Annotated in this window: 18 protein-coding genes; 3 read left to right on the top strand and 15 right to left on the bottom strand. The window is 74.3% G+C overall.

The window, feature by feature from the left end; translation table 11 throughout:
- Positions 1-43: 43 nt before the first annotated feature.
- Together Cba03nite_RS16295 and Cba03nite_RS16290 are read left to right on the top strand one after the other, a co-directional pair.
- Positions 44-3,196, top strand: coding sequence for a DEAD/DEAH box helicase (locus Cba03nite_RS16295; RefSeq protein WP_203746584.1), 3,153 nt, complete (start codon positions 44-46; stop codon positions 3,194-3,196).
- A 10-nt stretch (positions 3,197-3,206) separates the two neighbouring features.
- A complete protein-coding gene (locus Cba03nite_RS16290) occupies positions 3,207-4,226 on the top strand; it encodes an SWIM zinc finger family protein (RefSeq protein WP_203746582.1) in 1,020 nt (339 codons plus the stop codon).
- Positions 4,227-4,466: 240 nt separating this feature from the next.
- Here Cba03nite_RS16290 and Cba03nite_RS16285 read toward each other — a convergent pair whose 3' ends face one another.
- From Cba03nite_RS16285 to uraD, 13 genes are read right to left on the bottom strand one after another with little or no spacing between them, the layout of a single operon-like run.
- Entirely contained in the window at positions 4,467-5,606 is a 1,140-nt protein-coding gene (locus Cba03nite_RS16285; protein ID WP_203746580.1) for an XdhC family protein, read from the bottom strand.
- Positions 5,599-6,150 (bottom strand): nucleotidyltransferase family protein, encoded by a 552-nt coding sequence (locus Cba03nite_RS16280; protein ID WP_203746578.1) that lies wholly within the window; start codon positions 6,148-6,150, stop codon positions 5,599-5,601. The genes Cba03nite_RS16285 and Cba03nite_RS16280 overlap by 8 nt, the downstream gene beginning before the upstream one ends.
- 3 nt (positions 6,151-6,153) lie before the next feature.
- Positions 6,154-7,140, bottom strand: coding sequence for an allantoicase (gene alc / locus Cba03nite_RS16275; RefSeq protein WP_239125778.1), 987 nt, complete (start codon positions 7,138-7,140; stop codon positions 6,154-6,156).
- A 25-nt stretch (positions 7,141-7,165) separates the two neighbouring features.
- Entirely contained in the window at positions 7,166-8,464 is a 1,299-nt protein-coding gene (gene allB / locus Cba03nite_RS16270; protein WP_203746574.1) for an allantoinase AllB, read from the bottom strand.
- Positions 8,461-9,690: a DUF6986 family protein gene (locus tag Cba03nite_RS16265; protein ID WP_239125777.1), complete on the bottom strand. Its 1,230-nt coding sequence runs from the start codon at positions 9,688-9,690 to the stop codon at positions 8,461-8,463. The genes allB and Cba03nite_RS16265 overlap by 4 nt, the downstream gene beginning before the upstream one ends.
- Positions 9,690-11,207: a malate synthase A gene (gene aceB / locus Cba03nite_RS16260; RefSeq protein WP_203746573.1), complete on the bottom strand. Its 1,518-nt coding sequence runs from the start codon at positions 11,205-11,207 to the stop codon at positions 9,690-9,692. The genes Cba03nite_RS16265 and aceB overlap by 1 nt, the downstream gene beginning before the upstream one ends.
- The gene (gene pucD / locus Cba03nite_RS16255; protein WP_203746571.1) at positions 11,208-13,463 is read right to left on the bottom strand and encodes a xanthine dehydrogenase subunit D; all 2,256 of its coding nucleotides are present in this window, start codon (positions 13,461-13,463) and stop codon (positions 11,208-11,210) included.
- Entirely contained in the window at positions 13,460-14,812 is a 1,353-nt protein-coding gene (locus Cba03nite_RS16250) for an 8-oxoguanine deaminase (RefSeq protein ID WP_203746569.1), read from the bottom strand. The genes pucD and Cba03nite_RS16250 overlap by 4 nt, the downstream gene beginning before the upstream one ends.
- Positions 14,809-15,282 (bottom strand): (2Fe-2S)-binding protein, encoded by a 474-nt coding sequence (locus tag Cba03nite_RS16245; RefSeq protein WP_203746567.1) that lies wholly within the window; start codon positions 15,280-15,282, stop codon positions 14,809-14,811. The genes Cba03nite_RS16250 and Cba03nite_RS16245 overlap by 4 nt, the downstream gene beginning before the upstream one ends.
- Positions 15,273-16,124, bottom strand: a complete 852-nt coding sequence (locus Cba03nite_RS16240; RefSeq protein WP_203746565.1) for an FAD binding domain-containing protein — start codon at positions 16,122-16,124, stop codon at positions 15,273-15,275. Before Cba03nite_RS16240 ends, Cba03nite_RS16245 begins: the two co-directional genes overlap by 10 nt.
- Positions 16,124-16,987: a factor-independent urate hydroxylase gene (gene pucL / locus Cba03nite_RS16235; protein ID WP_203746563.1), complete on the bottom strand. Its 864-nt coding sequence runs from the start codon at positions 16,985-16,987 to the stop codon at positions 16,124-16,126. The genes Cba03nite_RS16240 and pucL overlap by 1 nt, the downstream gene beginning before the upstream one ends.
- Positions 16,987-17,313, bottom strand: a complete 327-nt coding sequence (gene uraH, locus Cba03nite_RS16230; protein WP_203746561.1) for a hydroxyisourate hydrolase — start codon at positions 17,311-17,313, stop codon at positions 16,987-16,989. Before uraH ends, pucL begins: the two co-directional genes overlap by 1 nt.
- Positions 17,310-17,807: a 2-oxo-4-hydroxy-4-carboxy-5-ureidoimidazoline decarboxylase gene (gene uraD, locus Cba03nite_RS16225; protein ID WP_203746560.1), complete on the bottom strand. Its 498-nt coding sequence runs from the start codon at positions 17,805-17,807 to the stop codon at positions 17,310-17,312. The genes uraH and uraD overlap by 4 nt, the downstream gene beginning before the upstream one ends.
- Positions 17,808-17,912: 105 nt before the next feature.
- Here uraD and Cba03nite_RS16220 point away from each other — a divergent pair, with 105 nt between their 5' ends.
- Positions 17,913-19,481, top strand: a complete 1,569-nt coding sequence (locus Cba03nite_RS16220) for a PucR family transcriptional regulator (RefSeq protein WP_203746558.1) — start codon at positions 17,913-17,915, stop codon at positions 19,479-19,481.
- Positions 19,482-19,588: 107 nt separating this feature from the next.
- On the opposite strand, the gene Cba03nite_RS16215 is transcribed toward Cba03nite_RS16220, so the two are convergent.
- Positions 19,589-20,281, bottom strand: coding sequence for an MSMEG_4193 family putative phosphomutase (locus tag Cba03nite_RS16215; protein ID WP_203746640.1), 693 nt, complete (start codon positions 20,279-20,281; stop codon positions 19,589-19,591).
- A gap of 1 nt (position 20,282) precedes the next feature.
- Positions 20,283-21,113: an undecaprenyl-diphosphate phosphatase gene (locus tag Cba03nite_RS16210; RefSeq protein ID WP_203746639.1), complete on the bottom strand. Its 831-nt coding sequence runs from the start codon at positions 21,111-21,113 to the stop codon at positions 20,283-20,285.
- Positions 21,114-21,118 lie beyond the last annotated feature (5 nt).

Here is a 21,118-nt window from a genome sequence, read left to right as displayed (position 1 = left end):
TCTACGCATAGCGTTAAGAAGGTGCCCTTCCTTTCGTGAGAGGATGCGGCGGTCGGTTGGCGGGGTCGGGGAGGTCGGGGCTGTGCTCGTCGCGCACTGTGTGTTCAGCGGCGAGGGCGGCTGGGAGTTCTGGGCCGAGGACGCGGGGCTGCTGAGCGCGCTGCCTGCGCAGCGGGGACGGCGGTCGCAGCGGCCGCGGCCGCATCCGTTCGCGGTGGGCGCGCCTGAGCTGGTCGAGCTGTTCGGGTTGGGTGGCGCCGGTGAGGAGACGGCGGGCTGGTCGGTGCTGGCGCTGCCGGCGTTCCGGGACCGGCCGTGTCCGTCGCGGGAGCTGCGGGAGGCCGCGCCGCAGGCGCCGGTGGCGGACCATCTGGGTGGCTGGGTGGTGCCGACGGTACGCCTCGACGCGGCCGTCGCCCTGCGGCTGCTGCCCCGGCTCGCCCCGATCGGCGGTGCCACGGTGCGCTATGCCGCCGCGCTGGCCGAGGCCGCCGAGCGGATGGTGCACAGCGGGCTGGTGGTCCCGGCGCTGGACTTCGACGAGGAGGACGGCTGCTTCTTCGCGTCCTGGCGGCAGGCGCCGTCGCTGCAGGCCGCGGCGCTGCGCATCCCGCTGCTCGCGGCGATGCCACCCGCGTTCCGGTGCTGGATGCCCGACGAGGTCGGGCTCGGCCCGGCCGAGTGGGTGCTCGACGCCGCCCTCGACTCGCTGGTCGACGTGCTGGCCGGGCAGGCGGTCAGCGAAGCCGGGCTGGATCTGCTGCCGCCGCGGCGCGGCCGTGCCCCGCGCCGCGCCCCGGCGGCCGAGCACTGGCTCACCGCGCTGACCTCGGAGGACAACCTGCTCGACCCCGATGAGACGGGGCAGCGCGAGGTCACGGCACTCGCGGAGCGGATCGAGACGTGGCAGCAGGGCGGGCGGCGCGGCGGCGGGCTGGTGCGTGCCTGCCTGCGCCTGGCCGCCCCGGCCGACGCCGCGTCGTTCGGCGGCCCGGAGGCCGGGTCCGAGAACGGCAGGCCGGAGGACGGCGACGGGTGGCGGCTGGAGCTGCTGCTGCAGTCGCAGGAGGATCCGTCGCTGGTCGCGGACGCCGGTGCGGTGTGGCGGCTGGACGGCAACGCGCTGCTGTTCGCCGAGGCGGGCATCGACCCCCAAGCCGAGCTGCTGGCCGGGCTGGGGCGGGCCGCGCAGGAGTATCCGGCGCTCGCGCGGGCGCTGCGCGACCCCGCGCCGGTCGCGGTGGCGCTCGACGCGGACGGGGCGCTGGCGTTCCTGCGTACGCATGCCGCGGCGGTCGCGACCGCCGGGGTCGGGGTGCTGCTCCCGGCCTGGTGGAGCGGGCCGCGCCCGCAGCTCGGGCTGCGGCTGACGGCGCAGACCCCGCCGCAGCCGGGCCGCGTCGCCAAGGACTCCGAGCTGGGCCTGGACACCATCGTCGAGTACGCCTGGCAGGTCGCCCTCGGCGACGACGTGCTGACCGAGGCCGAGCTGACCGCACTGGCCGCCGCGAAGACGCCCCTGGTGCGGGTACGCGGCCAGTGGGTCGAGGTCGACCAGCGCCGCCTCGCCGACGGCCTCAAGCGGCTGGCCCGCACCCGGCAGCGCGGCATGACCGCGCGCGACGTGCTCAAAGTGGGACTGCTCGGCGACGACGCCGACGCCGGGCTGCCCCTGGTCGGCGTCACCGCGACCGGCTGGCTGGGCGGCCTGCTGCACGGCGCCGACGGCGCGTACGCCGCGCTGCCCACGCCCGACGGCTTCGGCGCGGCGCTGCGGCCATACCAGGAAAGGGGTCTGGGCTGGCTGTCCTTCATGGATGATCTCGGCCTGGGCGCGGTGCTCGCCGACGACATGGGCCTGGGCAAGACCATCCAGGTGCTCGCCCTGCTGGAGCGCGAACGCCAGACCGGCGCCACCGGCCCCACGCTGCTGATCTGCCCGATGTCGCTGGTGGCCAACTGGCAGCGCGAGGCGGCGCGGTTCGCGCCGAAGCTGGCCGTGCACGTGCACCACGGCGCCGAGCGGCTCACCGGCGAGCAGTTCCGCGACGCCGTCGCCGGGGTGGACCTGGTCCTGACGACGTACTCGCTGGCCCTGCGTGACCAGGCGGAGCTGGCCGAGGTCGGCTGGCGGCGCATCGTGGTCGACGAGGCCCAGGCGATCAAGAACGCGGCGGCCAAGCAGTCCCGGGCCATCCGCGCCCTGCCCGCGCCCCGGCGCATCGCGCTGACCGGCACGCCCGTGGAGAACCGGCTCGCCGACCTGCACTCGATCCTGGAGTTCGCCAGCCCGGGGCTGCTGGGCAGCACGGAGACGTTCAAGCGGCGCTTCGCGGTGCCGATCGAGCGGGACGGCGACGAGGCGGCCGCCGCGCGGCTGCGCCAGGTCACCGGCGCGTTCCTGCTGCGGCGGGTCAAGACCGACCCGACGATCATCTCCGACCTGCCCGAGAAGATCGAGATGACGGTCGCCTGCAACCTCACCCGCGAGCAGGCCGCCCTCTACCAGAGCGTGCTCGACGACATGATGGCGCAGATCGAGGCCGCCGAGGGCATCGACCGGCGTGGGCTCATCCTGGCCACGCTGACCAAGCTCAAGCAGGTCTGCAACCATCCCGCGCAGCTGCTCAAGGACGGCTCGCGCGTCGCCGGGCGGTCCGGCAAGGTGGCCCGGGTTGAGGAGATCTGCGAGGAGGTCCTCGCCGCCGGTGAGAAGGTGCTGTTGTTCACGCAGTTCGCCGAGTTCGGCGGGATGCTGTCCGAGCACCTGGCGGCGCGGTTCGGGCAGGCGGTGCCGTTCCTGCACGGCGGGGTGGACAAGAAGACCCGCGACGGCATGGTCGTGTCGTTCCAGGAGCCCGGCGGGCCGAGCATGTTCGTGCTGTCGCTCAAGGCGGGCGGCGTCGGGCTCAACCTGACCGCCGCCAACCACGTCATCCATGTCGACCGCTGGTGGAACCCGGCCGTCGAGGACCAGGCCACCGACCGTGCGTTCCGTATCGGGCAGCGCCGGAACGTGCAGGTGCGCAAGCTGCTGTGCGCGGGCACGCTGGAGGAGCGCATCGACGCGGTGCTCGTGCAGAAGAAGGCGCTCGCCGAGGCCACCGTCGGCACCGGCGAGGCGTGGCTGACCGAGCTGTCCACCCAGGCCCTGCGCGAGCTGGTCACCCTGGCCCGCGACGCGGTCGTCGAGTAGGAGGCAACCGATGGCCCGCCGCCCCAGCACCGGCCCCCACGGCTCCGGCACCGATCCCGGGCGTGCCGTCCGCGGCTTCGACCCCGACGGCGACGTCGTGTCCGGAGACTTCGACCCGTTCGCCGACGGGCCGGACGCCACGGGACACCCCGACGACACCGAGGACCCTGAGGGCGGGTCGGAGCAGCGCGGGTGGGGCTGGTTCCCGGTGTCCAAGCCGCGGCTGCCCGCCGACGGCATCAAGGCCCGCAGCCAGCGGGGCGCCATCGCCACCACCTGGTGGTCGCGCCGCTTCCTGGCCGCGATCGAGACGCCCGAGACCGCGAGCCGGCTCACCCGCGGCAAGTCGTACGCGCGCACCGGCCAGGTCCTGTCGCTCACGATCGATGAGGCTGAGGTCCGGGCCGCTGTGCAAGGTTCCCGGCCGAAGCCCTACGCCGTCTACCTCACCGTGCCGATCTACCGGCCCGCCGAACAGGAGCGGATCGTCGCCGCGCTCGCCGGGCAGGCCGCTTTCAGCGCCGCCCTGCTGGCGGGGCAGATGCCCGAGGAGATCGAAGATGTGCTGCGGCCGCTGCGGCTGTCGCTGTTCCCTGCCATGCACGAGCTGGAGATCGACTGCTCCTGCCCGGACTGGGGCAACCCGTGCAAGCACGCCGCGGCGGTCTGCTTCCTGCTGGCGGAGCGGTTCGACGCGGACCCGTTCGACATCCTGCGCTGGCGCGGCCTGGCCCGCGAGGTGCTGCTGGACGGGCTGCGTGAGCACCGCGCACAGCGGATCGGCACGCTGCCGCCGGAGCTGCCCTCCGCTGACGACGGCACCGGCGCGGCGCTGGAAGGGTTCTGGGACGCCGGGGAGCTGCCGCCGCTGCCGCCCGTCCCGGACCTGCCCGCCGACCACGTGCTCCGCCGCCTCGGCCCGACCGGGATCGCCGTTCGCGGCACTGACCTCGCGACACTGCTGGCACCGGCCTACGCGGCGATGGCCGCCGCACGCCACCTCCCGCCCGACGACACCGCCCCCCGGTAACCGGCCACCGCCGCCGGACTGGGCCGACTAAAGGCTAGGTCAGAGCGCTCCCCCAAGCCGACCCGCTGCGCCGGGTCGCTGAAGATCGGTGTTTCGTGTCACAACCCGTGGTCTGACCATAGGTTTCGACACGAGACAGTGACCATGGCCGGAGGCGTCGCGGCGCGAGGCGCCAAGCGCGCCGCCACGCGGCACGGCCCGGCGCGGCACGGCGTGGCGCGGGACCGCCCGTCGCCAGGGTCAGAGGTCGGCGAGGACGCCCTGGTGGTGGATGGGGCCGGGGACGTCGGTGAGGGTGGCGCCGGTGCCGCCCCAGCGGACGGCGATGATCTCGGCGGCGATGCTGACGGCGGTCTCCTCCGGCGTGCGCGCGCCCAGGTCCAGGCCGATCGGCGCGCGCAGGCGGCCCAGCTCGGCCTCGGTCATGCCGTGCTCGCGCAGCCGGGCGGTCCGGTCGTCGTGGGTACGGCGGGACCCCATCGCGCCGACGTACGCCACGGGCAGCCGCAGCGCCACCTCCAGCAGCGGCACGTCGAACTTCGGGTCGTGGGTGAGCACGCACAGCACCGTCCGCTCGTCCACGCGCCCCGCGGCCGCCTCGTCGGCCAGGTAGCGGTGCGGCCACTGCACCACGACCTCATCGGCGGCCGGGAAGCGGCGGGTGGTCGCGAACACGGGCCGCGCGTCGCACACGGTGACGTGATAGCCGAGGAAGCGCCCGATCCGGGCCACCGCGGCGGCGAAGTCGATCGCCCCGAACACGATCATGCGGGCGGGCGGCGCGTACGCGTTCACGAACACCGCGATCGCGTCGCCGCGCCGCTCGCCGTCCATGCCGTAGTGCAGCATCCCGGTGCGCCCGGCGGCGAGCAGCCCCCGGGCGTCGTCGGCGACGGCGTCGTCGAGCCGGGGCGACCCGAACGAGCCCGCCGTGCCCCGCTCCCACACCACCAGGCGGCGGCCGTAGCGCGGCGAGTCGGCCGGCTCGACGCAGGTCGCCACGGCCACCGGCCGGCCCTCGCGGATCGCCGCCGCCACCTCGCCGAGCTGCGGGAACGTCTCCCGGGAGACCTGCTCGACGAACACCTCGATGGTGCCGCCGCAGGTCAGCGCGGCGGCGTAGGCGTCCTCGTCGCTGATGCCGTAGCGCTCCCGCGCGGGCGCGGCCGCCGGGTCGGCGGCGACCTGCTGGGCGACCTCGTACACGGCGGCTTCGACGCAGCCGCCGGACACGCTGCCGACGGCCTCCCCGTCCGGCCCGACGAGCATCGCGGCGCCGGGGCGGCGGGGTGCGGACTGCCAGGTCCGCACCACCGTCGCCAGGCCCGTGACCGCGCCCCGCTCCCACCAGCGGAGCAGGTCGTCGAGCACGTCACGCATGGGGCACGTCCACGTCCGCCCCGTCGGAGACGTCGTCGCAGGGCACCGTCTCGACCTCGTGCCGGGCCAGGTACGGCCGGGCGCCGACGTCGCCGACGGCCAGCTCCGCCGCCCCCGCCCAGTGGTCCCGGCCGAGCAGCACGGGATGCCCGCCGTCCCCGCCGTACGTGGCGACGCGCAGGGTGGCGGGTCCGGCCCCGGACCCGACCCGGCGCACCGCCTCGGCCGTGATCCCGGGCGTGTCCACCAGCAGCACCACTACAGCGTCCACCTGCGCGGGCAGGGCCGCCAACCCCGCCCGCAGCGACGAGCCCATCCCGCTGGGCCAGTCCTCGTTCACGACGACCAGCGCCCCGGGCAGCTGTGGCGCCCGTTCCGCGCCCGCGCCGAGCACCACCACCACCGGATCGCAGTCACCTTCGCGCAGCGTGCGCAGCCCGCGCTGCACCATCAGTTCCCCGTCGCCCGGCACCGACGCGTACGCCTTGGGCATCCCGTAGCGCCGGCCCGCCCCCGCGGCGAGCAGCAATCCCCCGACGGCCATGCTTCATCCTCCCCCTGCCTCCCGATCCGCCCACTGTGCGGCGAGCCTCTCCCGGGCGCCGGCCGTGAGGCTGCCGTACAGGCGCAGCCGGGCCATGCCGCCGTCGGGGTAGATGTCCAGGCGCACCTCGTCCACCGGCCCGTCGTGGGCGAGCCGGAACCGGTGACGGGTGTCGGGCTGCAGCCGGACCCGGGGCAGCAGCGGCTCGCCGTCCCCGCCGGTCAGCCGCGCCCAGCCCGGGGCGTTGCCCTTGAAGTGCGAGGTGTCCAGCTCGGCCAGGCGGAGCACGCCCGGCGCAGCCAGGCGTACCCGCACCCAGTCGTTGCCGTGGTCGCGGCGCCGCCGCGTCTCCCAGCCCTCGCCCATGCTCGCGGCCAGGCCGGGCAGCAGCAGGTTGCCGGGTGAGCCGTAGAAGCGGTCGCTGCAGTCGGTGACGCGCCCGCCGATCTCGGCCGCGGCCAGGTCGCACGTGTCGGGCAGCAGCTCGGGGTCGGGCACGGGCTCGCCGTACACCCGCAGCCGGGCGACCCCGCCGTCGGGGTGGATGGTGAGCCGGACGTGGGTGACCACGCGGCTCGCGCCGACGGTGAACCGGTTGCGCGTGTCGCCGTGCAGCGCCGCGCGCTCGACCAGCGGGAACCAGTCGGCCCCGGCCAGCTCGTCAGGGGACGGGTAGCCGGGCAGGCGGCAGCCGTCCACCGCCGCCTCGGGCGGGTAGTTGCCGGTGAAGAACGCGGTGTCCACGACGACGCCGTGCACGACGCCGGGCACGCCGAGCCGGAGCACGGCGTGGTCGTGGCCGGGCTCGCGCCGGCGGCGGGTCTCCCAGCCGTCGTACACCTGGCCCTTGGCGCCGAAGGTGCGCGGGGTGAAGGTGGGCGCCCACGGGTTGATCAGGTTGTCGCGCTCGGCGAAGAACTCGTCGTTGGCCGCGACGACGCTGCCCCCGACGTTGCGCGACGCCAGATCCAGCAGCTCCTCGAAGGTCACCCGATCGCCTCCCTCTGCTCGGCGGTCACGGACGCCCCCGTTCCAGCAGGCGGCCGATCGGCTCGGCGCCGGCGAGGCGGCCGCGCAACCAGGTGTCGCGGACCACGCCGCGCAGCTTCCGGCCGTGGTACGGCGACACATGGTGCCGGTGCAGCAGCGTGGCGGCGTCCACGGTGAACTCGGCGTCGGCGTCGAACGCGACCAGGTCGGCGTCGGCACCCTCGGCGATGCGCCCCTTGCGGCCCAGCCCGACCAGGCCGGCGGTGTTGGCGGCCATCCAGCGCACCACGTCCGCCAGGCTGTGCCCGCGCCGCCGCGCCGCCGTCCACACCAGCGGCAGGCCGAGCTGCACCGAGGCGATGCCGCCCCAGGCGCTGCCGAAGTCGCCCCGCTTCAGCTCCGGCGGGCACGGCGAGTGGTCCGACACCACGCAGTCGATCAGACCGTCGGCCAGCGCCTCCCACAGCGCGTCCTGATGGGACCGGTCCCGGATCGGCGGGCAGCACTTGTACTGCGTCGCCCCGTCGGGCACGTCGGCCGCGTCGAGCACGAGGTAGTGCGGGCAGGTCTCGGCGGTGACCCGGACGCCCTCGCGGCGCGCGGCGGCCAGCAGCGGCAGCGCGTCGGCGGCGGCCAGGTGCAGGATGTGCACCCGGGCCCCGGTGTGCCGGGCCGCCTCGATCGCCGCGGCGACGGCGCTCGCCTCGGCCCGCGCCGGGCGGGACGCGACGAAGTCGGCGAAGCGCGTGCCGTGCGCTTCGCCGACCAGTGCGGGATCCTCGGCATGCACCACGAACAGCGCGTCGACGGCGGCCAGCGCGTCGGCCAGCCCCGCGGGGTCCAGCGGCGGGAACTCGGGCACGCCGGAGTCGATGAGGAACGCCTTGAACCCGAACACGCCCTGCTCGTGCAGCGCGGGCAGGGACTTCAGGTTGCCGGGCACGGCGCCGCCCCAGAAGCCGACGTCCACATAACACTGCTCGGCCGCCGCGGCGCGCTTCACCCACAGTGCGTGCGGGTCCACGGTGGGCGGGATCGAGTTCAGCGGCATGTCGACGATCGTGGTGACGCCGCCCGCCGCGGCGGCCCGGGTGGCGGTGTCGAAGCCCTCCCACTCGGTGCGGCCGGGCTCGTTGACGTGCACGTGCGTGTCGACGAGGCCGGGCAGCAGCGCGCACTCGCCCAGGTCGATCACGTCGTGGCCGGTCAGCGCCTGGTGCCCGGCGACCGCGGCGATGACGCCGTCGCGGACGCCGACGTCGGCGGGCTGCTCGCCGCCGGGCAGCAGCGTCCGGCGCGAGCGGAGGATGAGGTCGTAGTTCACAGCCCGTCCAGCATAGATCGATCGACGCCGAATTCACCGGAATGCAGCGCGCCGCATTCCAGCGCGCGCCGCAGGAATCCGGCCAGTGCCCGCGCCGTCGCGGGTTCGTCGAGGTAGCCGGTGTCGCGGGCGCCGCTCTCCCGCTGCGCGGCGCTGTCGCGGCCGGCCAGCCACGCCCGCAGCCGCGTCGCCGCGGCCGGCGCCCCCTCCCGGAAGAAGGTGTACGCCGCCGCGTAGCGCGTCGGCAGCTGCGCCGGGTGCAGGTCCCAGCCCTGGTAGAAGCCGCGCTCCAGGCTCCGGCGCACGAGCCGCAGGTGCAGCGCCCACGCGGCGTGCACGGCGTCCGTGTCACCGACGGGCAGCACGTTGGTGGAGCCGTCGGCGACGCGTACGCCCGTGCCCGCCGCCGCGACCTGCATGACCGCCTTGGCGTGGTCGGCCGCGGGATGCTCCATCGACTGGTACGCCGCCGCGATGCCCAGCGCCGCCGAGTAGTCGTACGTGCCGTAGTGCAGCCCCGTGCAACGGCCCTGGGCGGCGTGGATCATCGCGGGCAGCGGGCACCGGCCGTCCGGCCCGAGCACCGCCTGTGGCATCTCCACCTGCAGCTCGAAGCGCAGCTGCCCGGCGGCGGGTTCGAGCAGGCGGCACAGATAGACCATGGCCTCGACCTGGCCCACCGAGCTGACCTTGGGCAGCGTGATCACGAAGCCGGGCGGGATCGTGCCCAGCGCGTCGAGGAAACGCTCCAGCGTGCGCACCGCCCGCGCCCTGGTGTCGGCCTCCAGGCTCTTGATCCGGATGCCGCAGAACGGCGCCGGGCGCCCCGCGATGAACGCGGCCATGGCACGCGCGTGCGCGTCCTCGGTGGCGTCCTCGCGGCGGCCGTAGCCGTCCTCGAAGTCGACCCGCAGGTCCTCGATCGGCTCGGTCGCGAGCTTCCGGCTGATCCGCTCGTGCAGCTCCACCGGGTAGGGCAGCCCGTGCTCGGACAGCGCCGCGAGCGCCTGCTCGCCCCAGCGCTGCGCCAGGCCGGTGCGCACCCGGTCGGCGGGCACGTACACGGTGTGCAGCGGCTGGCGGCCGGGCGGCTCGCCCGGCCACCGGTCGCGCAGCACGCCGTCGGCCACGGCCAGCCGCCGGTCCAGCTCGGGCAGCGGCACCCGGCTCGTCCCGTCGCGCGGCTCCCGGGGCACCCCCAGGAACTCTCCGGCCGGTGACGACATCAGTCGATCAGCTCGCCGGCCGGCACGGTCAGGAACTCGGTGAAGTCGTCGGCCAGGGCCACCTGCTCGAACAGCTTGCGCGCGGTCGCGAAGTCCGGGCCCAGCGCTGCCATCTCCGCCTCGATCATGCCTTCCAGCAGCTCACGACTGATCGGAGTGCCGTCGTCGAGGGTCGCCCCGTTGTGCATCCACTGCCACAGCTGGGAGCGGGAGATCTCGGCGGTCGCGGCGTCCTCCATCAGGTTGTTGATGGCCGCCGCGCCGTTGCCGCTGAGCCAGGACTGGATGTAGCGGATGCCGACGTCGATGTTGGTGCGCAGCCCCGCCCGCGTGATCGCGCCCGGCACCGTGCTCACGTCGAGCAGGTCGCGCGCGGCCACCTGGACGTCCGGCCGCTGCCGGTCGAGCTGGTTCGGCTGCCCGCCGAGCGCCTTGTCGAAGACCTCCAGGCAGACCGGCACCAGGTCCGGATGCGCCACCCAGGAGCCGTCGAAGCCGTCGGCGGCCTCACGCTCCTTGTCCTGGCGCACCTTGGCCAGCGCGGTCGCGGTCACCTCGGGGTCGCGCCGGTTGGGGATGAACGCCGCCATGCCGCCCATCGCGAACGCGCCCCGCCGGTGGCAGGTCTTCACGAGCAGCTGCGCGTACGCCCGCAGGAAGGGCGCGGCCATGGTCACGTCGGCCCGGTCGGGCAGCGTGTACGAGGCGTGCGCCCGGAACTTCTTGATCAGGCTGAACAGGTAGTCCCACCGGCCCGCGTTCAGGCCGCTGGCGTGCTCGCGCAGCTCCCAGAGGATCTCGTCCATCTCGAACGCGGCGGTGATCGTCTCGATCAGCACGGTGGCCCGGATGCTGCCGTGCGGGATGTCGAGCAGTTCCTGCGCGGCGCAGAACACGTCGTTCCACAGCCGCGCCTCCAGATGGCTCTCCATCTTGGGCAGGTAGTAGTACGGCCCGCTGCCGCGGGCCAGCAGCTCGGCGGCGTTGTGGAAGAAGTGCAGCCCGAAGTCGACCAGCGCGGCGACGCCCGGCGAGCCGTCCACCTCGAAGTGGCGCTCGTCCAGGTGCCAGCCGCGCGGGCGCACCACGATGGTGGGCAGCGGCCCGGGGTGCAGCGCGTAGAGCTTGTCGCCCTGCTGGAGGCTGATGGTCCGGCGCACCGCCTCGAAGAGGCTGCGCTGGCCGCCGACCACGTTGGCCCAGTGCGGCGTGTTGGCGTCCTCCAGGTCGGCCAGCCAGACCTTCGCGCCGGAGTTGAGCGCGTTGATCGTCATCTTGCGGTCGGTCGGGCCGGTGATCTCGACGCGGCGGTCCACCAGGTCCGGCGGCGCCTCGGCCACCGCCCACTCGGCCTCCCGGATGGAAGCGGTCTCCGGCAGGAAGTCCAGCGTGCCGGTCCGGTCCAGCTCCTCCTGGCGGCGCGCCCGCGCGGCCAGCAGCTCGTCGCGCCGGGGGCGGAAGCGGCGCTGCAGCTCGGTGACGAACTCGACCGCCGCGGGGCTCAGGATGTCGGTCACTCACACTCCCACGATGTGTTCGGGCCGTACGGGCACCCGGGTCAGCGCCGCGCCGGTTGCGGCGCGTATCGCCGCCACCACAGCCGGTGTGGACGAGATCGTAGGCGGTTCTCCGACGCCGCGCAGCCCGTACGGCGAGTGCGGGTCGGCGAGCTCCAGCACGTCCAGCGACATCGGCGGCATGTCCATGATCGTAGGGAGCAGATAGTCGGTGAAGGACGGATTGCGCACCTTCCCGTCCACGACCTGGATCTCCTCCATCAGCGCGAGCCCGAGCCCCTGCGCCGTGCCGCCCTGGATCTGCCCCGCCACGGCCCCCGGATTCACCGCCTTGCCGACGTCCTGCGCGGTCACGATCTCGACCACCTTCACCAGCCCCAGCTCCAGATCGACGTCCACGGTGGCCCGGTGCGCCGCGAACGCGTACTGCACATGCGCGTCCCCCTGCCCGGTCGCCGGGTCGAGCGGATGGGTGGGCCGGTGCCGCCACTCCACCGTCTCCTCGATCGCCCCCTCCCCCAGCAGCTCCGCGATCTCCTCGAGAGCAAGGAAGGGCACCTTCTTATCGTTATCCGTAGTAGAAGGTGCCCTTCCTAACCTCTCCAGCAGGCGGGTGCGGATGGCCTGGCAGGCTGCGCGGACGGCGCCGCCGGTCATGTAGGTCTGGCGTGACGCCGAGGACGAGCCCGCGCTGCCCACGGCCGTGTCGGCGGGGGCGATGGTGACCTGCTCGACGCCCAGCTCGGTGCGCACGATCTGCGCCTGTACGGTGACCAGGCCCTGCCCGACCTCGGCCGCGGCCGTGTGCACGAGCACCGCGGGCCGCCCGCCGACCAGCTCCAGCCGGACCCGGGCGGTGGCGAAGTCGTCGAAGCCCTCCGAGAAGCACACGTTCTTGATGCCGATGCCGAACCCGACGCCGCGCACCACGCCCTCGCCCCGGGTCGTGTTCGCGGTGCCGCCGGGCAGGAAGTCCCCCACGGCGGGGGCCGGGGGCCGCTCCCGGACCAGCCGGAGCAGCTCGGCGACCGGCGCCGGGCCCTCCACGACCTGCCCGGTCGGCATCAGGTCGCCGGTGGTCAGCGCGTTGCGCACCCGCACCTCCACCGGATCGAGGCCGAGCGCGGCCGCCAGCTTGTCCATCTGCGACTCGTACGCGAAGCACGCCTGCACCGCGCCGAAGCCGCGCATCGCCCCGCACGGCGGGTTGTTCGTGTAGAGCCCGTACGCGTCCATGACCACGTTCGGCACGTCGTACGGGCCGACGCCGAGCGTCGCCGCGTTGGCCACCACCGCGCCGGTGCTGGACGCGTACGCGCCCCCGTCGAGCAGGATGCGCGCCTTCACGTAGACGAGCCGGCCGTCGGCGTCGGCGCCGTGCTCGTAGCGCAGCCGGGCCGGGTGCCGGTGCACGTGGCCGAAGAACGACTCCTCGCGGCCGTACACCATCTTCACCGGGCGGCCCGTATGCAGCGCCAGCATGCAGGCGTGCACCTGCATGGACAGGTCCTCCCGCGCGCCGAACGCGCCGCCCACCCCGGACAGGGTCAGCCGCACCTTCTCGGGCGGCAGGCCCAGGCAGGCGGCGACCTGCCGCTGGTCCACGTGCAGCCACTGGGTGGCGATGTAGAGGTCGATGCCGCCGTCCTCGGCGGGCACGGCCAGGCCGGACTCCGGGCCGAGGAATGCCTGGTCCTGCATGCCGACCTCGTACTCCCCCGTCACCACCACCGCGGCCGTGGCGTGCGGGTCGCCGCGCCGGATCGGCACGTGGCGCAGCAGGTTCGGCCGGTCCGCGTGCACCTGCGGACCGGCCGGGTCGAGGGCCGCCGCAAGCTCCGTCACCGGGTCGAGCACGTCGTAGGCGACCTCGACCAGGCGGGCCGCGCGGCGCGCGGTCTCCGGGTGGTCGGCGGCCACGATCACGATCGGCTCGCCCTGGTAACGGATCTCCCGGGCGGCGAGCACCGGCTGATCGACGTGCTCCAGGCCGTAGAGCGGCGCGCCCGGCACGTCCTCGTGGGTCAGCACGGCGTACACGCCCGGCACCCGCAGCGCCGGGCCGATGTCCAGCGCGGTGATCCGCGCGCGCGGGTGCGGGCTGCGCAGCGTCGCACCCCACAGCATGTCGTCGGCCCACAGATCCGACGAGAACGCGAACTCGCCGGTCACCTTCAGCCGCCCGTCCGGCCGCTGCGGGCTCGCGCCCACCCCGCCGTCCACCGCCGCCGGCAACCCCACATGCACCGTGGTCATCGGCCGGCCTTCCGTAGCAGGGTGCGGCTGACGCGGGTGAGGTCGCGGGCCAGGGAGTCCTCGTCGGCGTGGATGAGACGGCCGGTACGCACCACGAGCTGCCCGCCGACGAGCACCGCCTCGACCGGGGCGGGCGGGCCGAAGACCAGCGCCGCGACCGGGTCCTCGATGCCGGCGTGGCCGAGGCCGTCCAGGCGCCACAGCACGATGTCGGCGAGCTTGCCCGGCTCCAGGCTGCCCAGCTCGCCGTCGCGGCCCAGGCAGCGGGCCCCGCCGGTGGTGCCCAGGGCCAGCGCCTCGCGGGCGGTGAGCGCGGCCGGGCCGCCCCGGAAGCGGGCCGCGAGCATCGCCTGCCGCAGCTCCGGCCCCAGCTCACCGGCCTCCTGCGAGGCGGCGCCGTCCACGCCGAGCCCGACCGGCGCGCCCGCGTCGAGCAGGTCGCGCACCCGGGCGATCCCGGCTCCGAGGCGGGCGTTGGAGCTGGGGCAGTGCGCCACGCCGGTGCCGGTGGCGCCGAGCCGGGCCACCGCGCCGTCGTCGAGGTGCACGCCGTGCGCGAGCCACACGTCGTCGCCGAGCCAGCCGAGCTTCTCGGCGTACTCGACGGGCGTGCAGCCGAAGCGCTCGCGGCAGAACGCGTCCTCCTCGACCGTCTCGGCCAGGTGCGTGTGCAGGCGTACGCCGTGCGCCCGCGCCAGCGACGCGCCCTCGCGCATCAGGTCGGAGGTGACCGAGAACGGCGAGCACGGCGCGACGGCGACGCGCATCCGCGACGACGGCGAGGGGTCGTGGTGCCGCTCGATCGCCTCGGCGGTCGCGGCCAGCGCCGCGTCCGTGGACTCGACGACGCTGTCCGGCGGCAGCCCGCCCTGCGACGTGCCGAGGTCCATCGAGCCCCGGCAGGCGTGCAGCCGTACGCCGATCGCCGCGGCCGCTTCCGCCTGGGTGCCGATGAGGTCGCCGGAGCCGCGCGGGAACACGTAGTGGTGGTCGGCGGCGGTGGTGCAGCCGGACAGGGCCAGCGCGCCGAGCCCGGCCGACGTGGTGACGTACACCAGCTCGTCGTCCAGCCCGGCCCACACCGGGTACAGCTCGACGAGCCAGTCGAACAGGTTGCTCTGCTGGGCGAGCCCCCGGGTGGCCCACTGGTAGAGGTGGTGGTGGGTGTTGACCAGGCCGGGCGTGGCCAGGCAGCCCCGGCCGTCGACGACCTGGTCGGCGGGCCCGTCGAAGTCGCCCGCGCCGACCGCCGTGATCCGGTCCCCGTCGAGCACCAGGTGCCCGTGCGGGTACTCGGTGCCGGCGGCGTCGACCGTCGCGATCGCGCACCCGTTGATGACGGTTCTCATGCCGCCCCCGCCCCGTCCGCGGCGGCCAGGCGTACCGCGTCCATGATCTTCTCGTAGCCGGTGCAGCGGCACAGGTTCCCGGCCAGCGCCTCGCGGATCTCCGGGTCGGTGGGCTGCGGGTTGTGGGCCAGCAGGTCGTGCACCGAGACGATGAGGCCCGGCGTACAGAAGCCGCACTGCACCGCGCCCGCCTGCAGGAACGCGCGCTGCACCGGGTCGAGCCCGCCCTCCGGGGCGAGCCCCTCGACGGTCCGGACGTCGCGCCCGGCGGCCTGGCCCGCGGCGACGAGGCAGGCGCACACCGCCGTGCCGTCCAGGTACACCGTGCACGAGCCGCACTCGCCCTGCTCGCAGGCGTTCTTGCTGCCGGGCAGGCCGAGCCGCTCGCGCAGCACGTAGAGCAGGCTCTCGCCCTCCCAGACGTCGTCGGCGGTCCGGTCCACTCCGTTGACCGTGCAGGTCACCCGCATAGGTCCCTCCAGGCCCAGGTCAGCGTGCGCCGTGCCATCACGGCGAGCGCGTGGCGGCGGTACGCGGCCGTGCCGCGCACGTCGTCGATCGGCGCGGCGGCCGCCGCGACCAGCTCCCCGAAGCGCCGTACGACGTCGGGGTCGAGCGCGCCGAGGGTGTCCCAGGGCAGCTGTCCGGCGGCGAACAGCTCCGCCTCGGCGGCCCGGCGCGGGGTCGGCGCGGCCGAGCCGATCCCGGTGCCGACCGCGCGCCGGTCCGGGTGCAGGGCCAGCGCGAACGAGCTGACCGCGATCACCATCGCGTTGCGGGTGCCGATCTTCGAGAACTGCTCGGGACCGGCGGCGGGGCGCACCAGCACCGCCGCGATCAGCTCGTCGGGCGCGAGCACGCTGCGCTTCGGCCCGGTGAAGAACTCGTCCACGGGGACCAGGCGGGTGCCGCGTACCGACGCCAGCTCGACCCGGGCCCCGGCGGCCAGCAGCGGCGGATGGGCGTCACCGGCCGGGGAGGCCGAGCCGAGGTTGCCGCCGACCGTGCCCCGGTTGCGGATCTGCGGCGAACCGACCGTGCGCGCGGCCATGGCCAGCCCCGGGAGCTGCTCGCCGAGTTCCGCCATGATGCGCGCGTAGCTGACTCCGGCGCCGAGGCGCAGCGTGTCGCCGTCGAGGTCCCAGGTGCTCAGCTCGCCGATCCGGGTCAGGTCGAGCAGCGCCGGGGGCCGCCGCCGGTGGAAGTTCAGCTCGACCATCACGTCGGTGCCGCCCGCGATCGGCACCGCGTCGGGCCGCTCCGCCTTCATCTTCAGCGCATCGGCCCAGGTCGCCGGGTTCAGGAAGTCCATCAGGCCGCTCCCAGGTCCCACGCTAGCCCCGGCTCCGGCGCGTCGTCGCGTTGCACCGTGCCCTCGATCAGCCCGTACGGCCGGTCTGCCGCGAAGTAGACCGTGTCCGGGTTGTCGAGCCCGAACGGCGACAGGTCCACCAGGAAGTGGTGCCGGTTCGGCAGCGCCAGCCGCACCTCGGCCACCTCCGGCACGTGCGCCAGCACCCGCTCGCCCATCGCGTACAGCGTCTGCTGCAAGGAGCGGCTGTAGGTCTCCACGAAAGCGGCGATGAGATGGCCGCGGATCTGCTCGAACGCGGCGTCCCAGTCCACCTCCAGCGAGGCGAAGCGCCAGCGCGCGTCCACCGCCGTGGCCAGGATGCGGTCGCTCGCCTCGGGCAGCGTCGTGTACCGGTCGCGGGGGAAGCCCCGGAACTCCGAGCCGGTCGTGTTCAGCAGGGTCAGCCCGTGCAGCCCGCCGACCGCCCAGGCCTGCCCGGCGGTCGCGGTCAGCGTCGCGGTACGCACCTCGTCGCCCGCGCGGGCGAACGAGTGCCCGCCCAGCCGCCGCCAGCCGTACGCCTCGACGTGCACCTGCGCCCGCTCGACCGCGTCCGTGCCCGCGACGAAGTGCCGGGCCAGGTCCAGCCCGAACTCCTCGATCGCGGCGACGCCCCGCCGGGCGAACGCGTACACCGTGTTCTTCTGCGTGTCGGTGGGCAGCACGTCGCTGTTGTCGCCGGTCAGGTGGGTCGCGTCGAGGCGGCCCGCCAGCCGGGTGCTCACGTTCAGGTCGGTGAGCGTGTGCTCGCCGTCCCGGGCCACCGCGACCAGGCGGCACTCCGCCTTGCCGTAGCGGTTGGGCCCCAGGTGGATCGCCATCAGGACCCCCGGTAGGTGGTGTAGCCGAACTTGCTCAGCAGCAGCGGCACGTGCAGGTGCCGCGCCGGGTCGGTCACGTCGAACACGACCGTCACCTCGGGGAAGAAACTGCCCAGCCCCTGGTACGCCGCGACGTCGAAGCGCAGGCCGTAGCGGCCCACCAGCCACTGCTCGGCCGGCACCCAGTCCGACAGCCGCCCGTCGGTGTTCGTGGCCCCCGTCGCCACCGTCACCCAGCCGTACTGCCCCAGCCGTTGCAGCGTCACCTGCACATCCGCGGCCGGTTCGCCGCGGCAGGTGTCCAGCACGTGCGTGGAGAGCGTCACGCCGTCACCAACCGTTCCAGGCGCAGCAGGGTGATCGCCGTCAGCTCGCGGCGTACCACCTCGCGCTCGGTCGCCTCGTCGTGGTCCAGCCGCTCCCGGGCCGCCGCCAGCATCTGCTCCGCCGACTTCCCGCTCGCGAAGATGAGGAAGACGTGGCCGAAGCGCTCCTCGTACGCCCGGTTCGCGTCGATCAGCGCGGCCGCGGCCTGCTCGCCGGCCGCCGTCGCGCCGGACTGCTCCTGCCGTGACCACGCCGCCTCGCGGCTCGCGCCCGCGGCGCGCTCGCCGATCCGGGGATGCGCGGCCAGCGCCTGCTCGATGTCCGGCCAGGACAGTGCGGCCACCGCCCCCGCCGCGACTTCGCGCAGCTCGGCATGGCCCGGGTACGGCCGCGCGGCGGCCACCGCGCGCGCCCACGCCCGCGCGGCGCAGCAGGCCCGCAGCTCCTCCTCGGCCTGCGCCTGCGGCAGGTCGTTGAACGCGGCCAGCGACATGGGATGAGTCAACTGCCCCGCCCCCTGGCGTAGAAGGGTGAGAAGGACCGAAACTGCAACAAAGCCTGGCTAGGCTCTTTGGAGGTTACGACAAAGGCGGTGCGCATGCGGCTACGTGACGTGCTGGAACACCCTGGTGTCCCGCTTCCCGTGCTCGCCGGGCACGGCGAACTCGACCGCCCGGTGGCGCGCAACGCGTACACGACCGACCTGCTCGACCCCGCCCGCTACCTCGCGGGCGGCGAGGTCGTGCTCACCGGCATGATGTGGCGGCGCGAGCCCGCCGACTCCGAGGTGTTCGTCGCCGCGCTCGCCGGGGCCGGGGTCGCCGCGCTCGGCGCGGGTGAGGCGCTGCTCGGGCCCGTGCCCGCCGACCTGGTCGACGCCTGCCGGCGGCACCGGCTGCCGCTGTTCGCGGTTCCTGCCGAGGTGTCGTTCCGCGATGTCACCGACCGGATCGACACGGTGCTCTGGGCCGAGCGGGAGGCGGGCGCGGTCGCCGCCCGCAACCGCCGCCGCGGCCTCGTCGCCCGCCTCGCCGCAGGCGCGGACCTGTCGGAGGTATGGCCCACAGACGGCGCCTGGGTGCTCAGCTGCACCGGCCGCATCATCGTCGGCGGCCCGCTGGAGACCGACCGCACGAGCACCACTCCGACCGAATCCGGCGTCGGCGCGAAGCTGGCCGCGGCGTTCCTGCGGGCGGACACGCTGCCCGCACGCTGCCGCATCGACGGCCGCGAGTTCCACCTCGACGCGCCCGCGCTCACCCCCGCGCTGGGCGCACGCTTCATCGCCTGCGCCGATGACGGGACGGCACTCGACGAGCTGGTCGAGCTGGCGGCGCTGGACGCAGCCCGCCATGAGCGCGCCCGCCAGGTCGAGGCGCGACTGGCGAACCGTCTCGTCGCGGCGCTCGCCGCCAATGCCGACCCGATCGAGACGAGCGCCGCCCTCAACGCCTGCGGCCTGCCCGTCACCGGGCCGCACACCGTCGTCGTCGTGTCCCTCGACACCCCCGGGCCTGCCAGTTTCGGGGAAAGTGCACGAATGCTCCGCCGAGACCGTGCGGTTTCCCCGAAACTGCACGGCGACGCCGCGGCGATCGTCGAGGAGATGGTGGCGCAGGCCGGGGTGGCAGTGGTGGCCGTTGATGGGGCGCTGGTGACGGCGGTGGTCGCCGGGACGGGCGTGCTCGCGCCGCTACGTGACAGAGCCCGCAGGATGACCTCCGCCGTCCGGGGCGCACGTGTCACCGCGGGCGTGAGCGAGCCCGCCTCGGATGTGAGCGGCCTGGCCGCGGCACTGGCCCAGGCGCGGCACGCACACGACTACGCGCTCGAACGCGACGGCCGGGTGCGTGTCGTCGGCTGCGACGAGCTGGCCTCCCACGACCTGCTGCTGGCCGGGGTGCCCCGGGCGGTGCGGCAGGCGTTCGCGGAGCGGCTGCTCGCGCCGCTGCGGGCGTACGACAGCTCGCACAACGCGGACCTGCTGCGCACCCTGCAGACGTTCCTGGCCTGCGACGGCTCGTGGACGAGGTGCGCGAGCGCGATGCACCTGCACGTGAACACGCTGCGCTACCGCATCCGCCGCATCGCCGACCTCACCGGCCGCGACCTCGACAGCTTCGCCGACCGCGTCGACCTCTTCCTCGCCCTCCGCGCCACCGCCTGAGAGCCCGGCCCTCCGCCAAGATCATCGAACTTGCCAGGCACATGGGCGTATGCGCGTGCAAGATACGCCCGACTGCCCGGCAAGTCGGATGATCAAGCGGCCCCGGGTCAGGCGCCGCCGCCGAGGACGGCGTCGCCCTCGGCGGTCTCCTCGGCGGGTGGGCGGTGCTTGTGGAGGAGGGCGGAGATCGGGGTGCCGGTGTCGTTGACGCGGAGCACGAACGGGCGCTGCGGGGTGTAGCGGATCGCGGTGATCGAGGACGGCTCGACCGAGATGCGCTGGAACAGGTCCAGGTGCATGCCGAGCGCGTCGGCAACGATCGCCTTGATCACGTCGCCGTGGCTGCACGCCAGCCACACCGCGTCGTGGCCGTGCGACTCGGTGATCCGGGCGTCCCAGGCGCGTACGGCGGTGACGGCCCGGTTGGCCATCGCCGCCATCGCCTCCCCGCCGGGGAAGACGACCGCTGCGGGATGGTGCTGCACGGTCGACCAGAGCGGGTTGTCGGCCAGCTCCTTGAGCGAGCGGCCCGACCACTCGCCGTACCCGCATTCGCGCAGGCCCTCGTCGGGCACGGGGGCGACGCCGGGCAGGGCGAGCTCCAGGGTCTGCTGGCACCGGCGCAGCGGGCTGCTCACCACCACGGCCAGCGGGAGCCCGGCCAGCCGCCCGCGGGCCTGCTCGGCCTGGGCGACGCCGAGGTCGTCCAGCTCGACGGGCAGGTCTCCGGCGAGGATGCCGTCGGCGTTGGCGGTGGTGCGTCCGTGTCGCAGCAGCAGAAGGGTGGCCACGCCCGCCAGCCTAGGTCGCGGAGATGGTGTTCGTGGCGAGCAGGGCGATGATCGCGCCGCCGAGGATCACCCGATACCACACGAAAGTCATCAGCGTGTGGTGTGCGACGAACTTGAGCAGCCAGGCGATGGACGCGTACGCGACGATGAAGCTGACCACCGTGCCGATGATCAGCACCAGGCCGCTGACGGTGGGGCTGCCCAGCGCCTCGGGCAGCTCGTAGATGCCGGCCGCGGTCAGCGCCGGGACGCCGAGGAAGAACGACAGCCGGGTGGCGGTGACGCGGTCGATGTCGCGCAGCAGGCCGGTGGTGATGGTGGCGCCGGAGCGGGACACGCCCGGGATCAGGGCCAGGCACTGCGCGAAGCCGATGACGAGGGTGTCGGACAGCCGCAGCTGCTTCTCGCCGCGGGTCTGGGTGGCGGCGTACTCCGCGAAGGCCATCACGGCGCTCCACACGATCAGCGAGCCGGCCACGAACCACATGCTGCGCAGCGGGCCGGTGATCAGGTCCCGGCCGAGGAAGCCGACGATGCCGATCGGGATCGAGCCGGCGATGACGTACCAGGCGAACTTGTAGTCGAACTCCTGCCGCGCCGGGGCGGACACGAGGCCCTTGCCCCAGGCGGTCGCCAGCCGGCCGATGTCCTTGGCGAAGTAGACCAGCACCGCCGCGATCGCTCCGATCTGGATCACGGCGGTGAAGGCGGTCACGGCGGGATCGTCGATCGGCAGGCCCATCAGCTTCTCGGTGATGGTCAGGTGTCCCGTCGACGAGATCGGGAGGAATTCGGTGATCCCCTCCACGATGCCCAGGACGATCGCCTGCCAGATCTCGATCTCCA

The sequence above is a fragment of the Catellatospora bangladeshensis genome, from assembly GCF_016862575.1.
GTDB lineage: Bacteria > Actinomycetota > Actinomycetes > Mycobacteriales > Micromonosporaceae > Catellatospora > Catellatospora bangladeshensis.
The sequence above is the reverse complement of the archived record's forward strand: the minus strand, read 5'-3'. Positions and strand labels throughout refer to the sequence as shown.

Excerpts from the sequence above, each read along its gene's own strand:
- uraD (WP_203746560.1), bottom strand. The coding sequence starts at position 17,807 with ATGTCGCTGGCCGCGTTCAACGACCTGCCGCAGGCGCAGGCCGAGGAG.
- Cba03nite_RS16250 (WP_203746569.1), bottom strand. The coding sequence starts at position 14,812 with ATGAGAACCGTCATCAACGGGTGCGCGATCGCGACGGTCGACGCCGCC.
- Cba03nite_RS16265 (WP_239125777.1), bottom strand. The coding sequence starts at position 9,690 with ATGTCGTCACCGGCCGGAGAGTTCCTGGGGGTGCCCCGGGAGCCGCGC.
- Cba03nite_RS16295 (WP_203746584.1), top strand. The coding sequence starts at position 44 with ATGCGGCGGTCGGTTGGCGGGGTCGGGGAGGTCGGGGCTGTGCTCGTC.
- pucD (WP_203746571.1), bottom strand. The coding sequence starts at position 13,463 with ATGACCACGGTGCATGTGGGGTTGCCGGCGGCGGTGGACGGCGGGGTG.
- Cba03nite_RS16290 (WP_203746582.1), top strand. The coding sequence starts at position 3,207 with ATGGCCCGCCGCCCCAGCACCGGCCCCCACGGCTCCGGCACCGATCCC.
- Cba03nite_RS16285 (WP_203746580.1), bottom strand. The coding sequence starts at position 5,606 with ATGCGTGACGTGCTCGACGACCTGCTCCGCTGGTGGGAGCGGGGCGCG.
- Cba03nite_RS16220 (WP_203746558.1), top strand. The coding sequence starts at position 17,913 with ATGCGGCTACGTGACGTGCTGGAACACCCTGGTGTCCCGCTTCCCGTG.
- pucL (WP_203746563.1), bottom strand. The coding sequence starts at position 16,987 with ATGGCGATCCACCTGGGGCCCAACCGCTACGGCAAGGCGGAGTGCCGC.
- Cba03nite_RS16240 (WP_203746565.1), bottom strand. The coding sequence starts at position 16,124 with ATGGACTTCCTGAACCCGGCGACCTGGGCCGATGCGCTGAAGATGAAG.
- Cba03nite_RS16280 (WP_203746578.1), bottom strand. The coding sequence starts at position 6,150 with ATGGCCGTCGGGGGATTGCTGCTCGCCGCGGGGGCGGGCCGGCGCTAC.
- Cba03nite_RS16245 (WP_203746567.1), bottom strand. The coding sequence starts at position 15,282 with ATGCGGGTGACCTGCACGGTCAACGGAGTGGACCGGACCGCCGACGAC.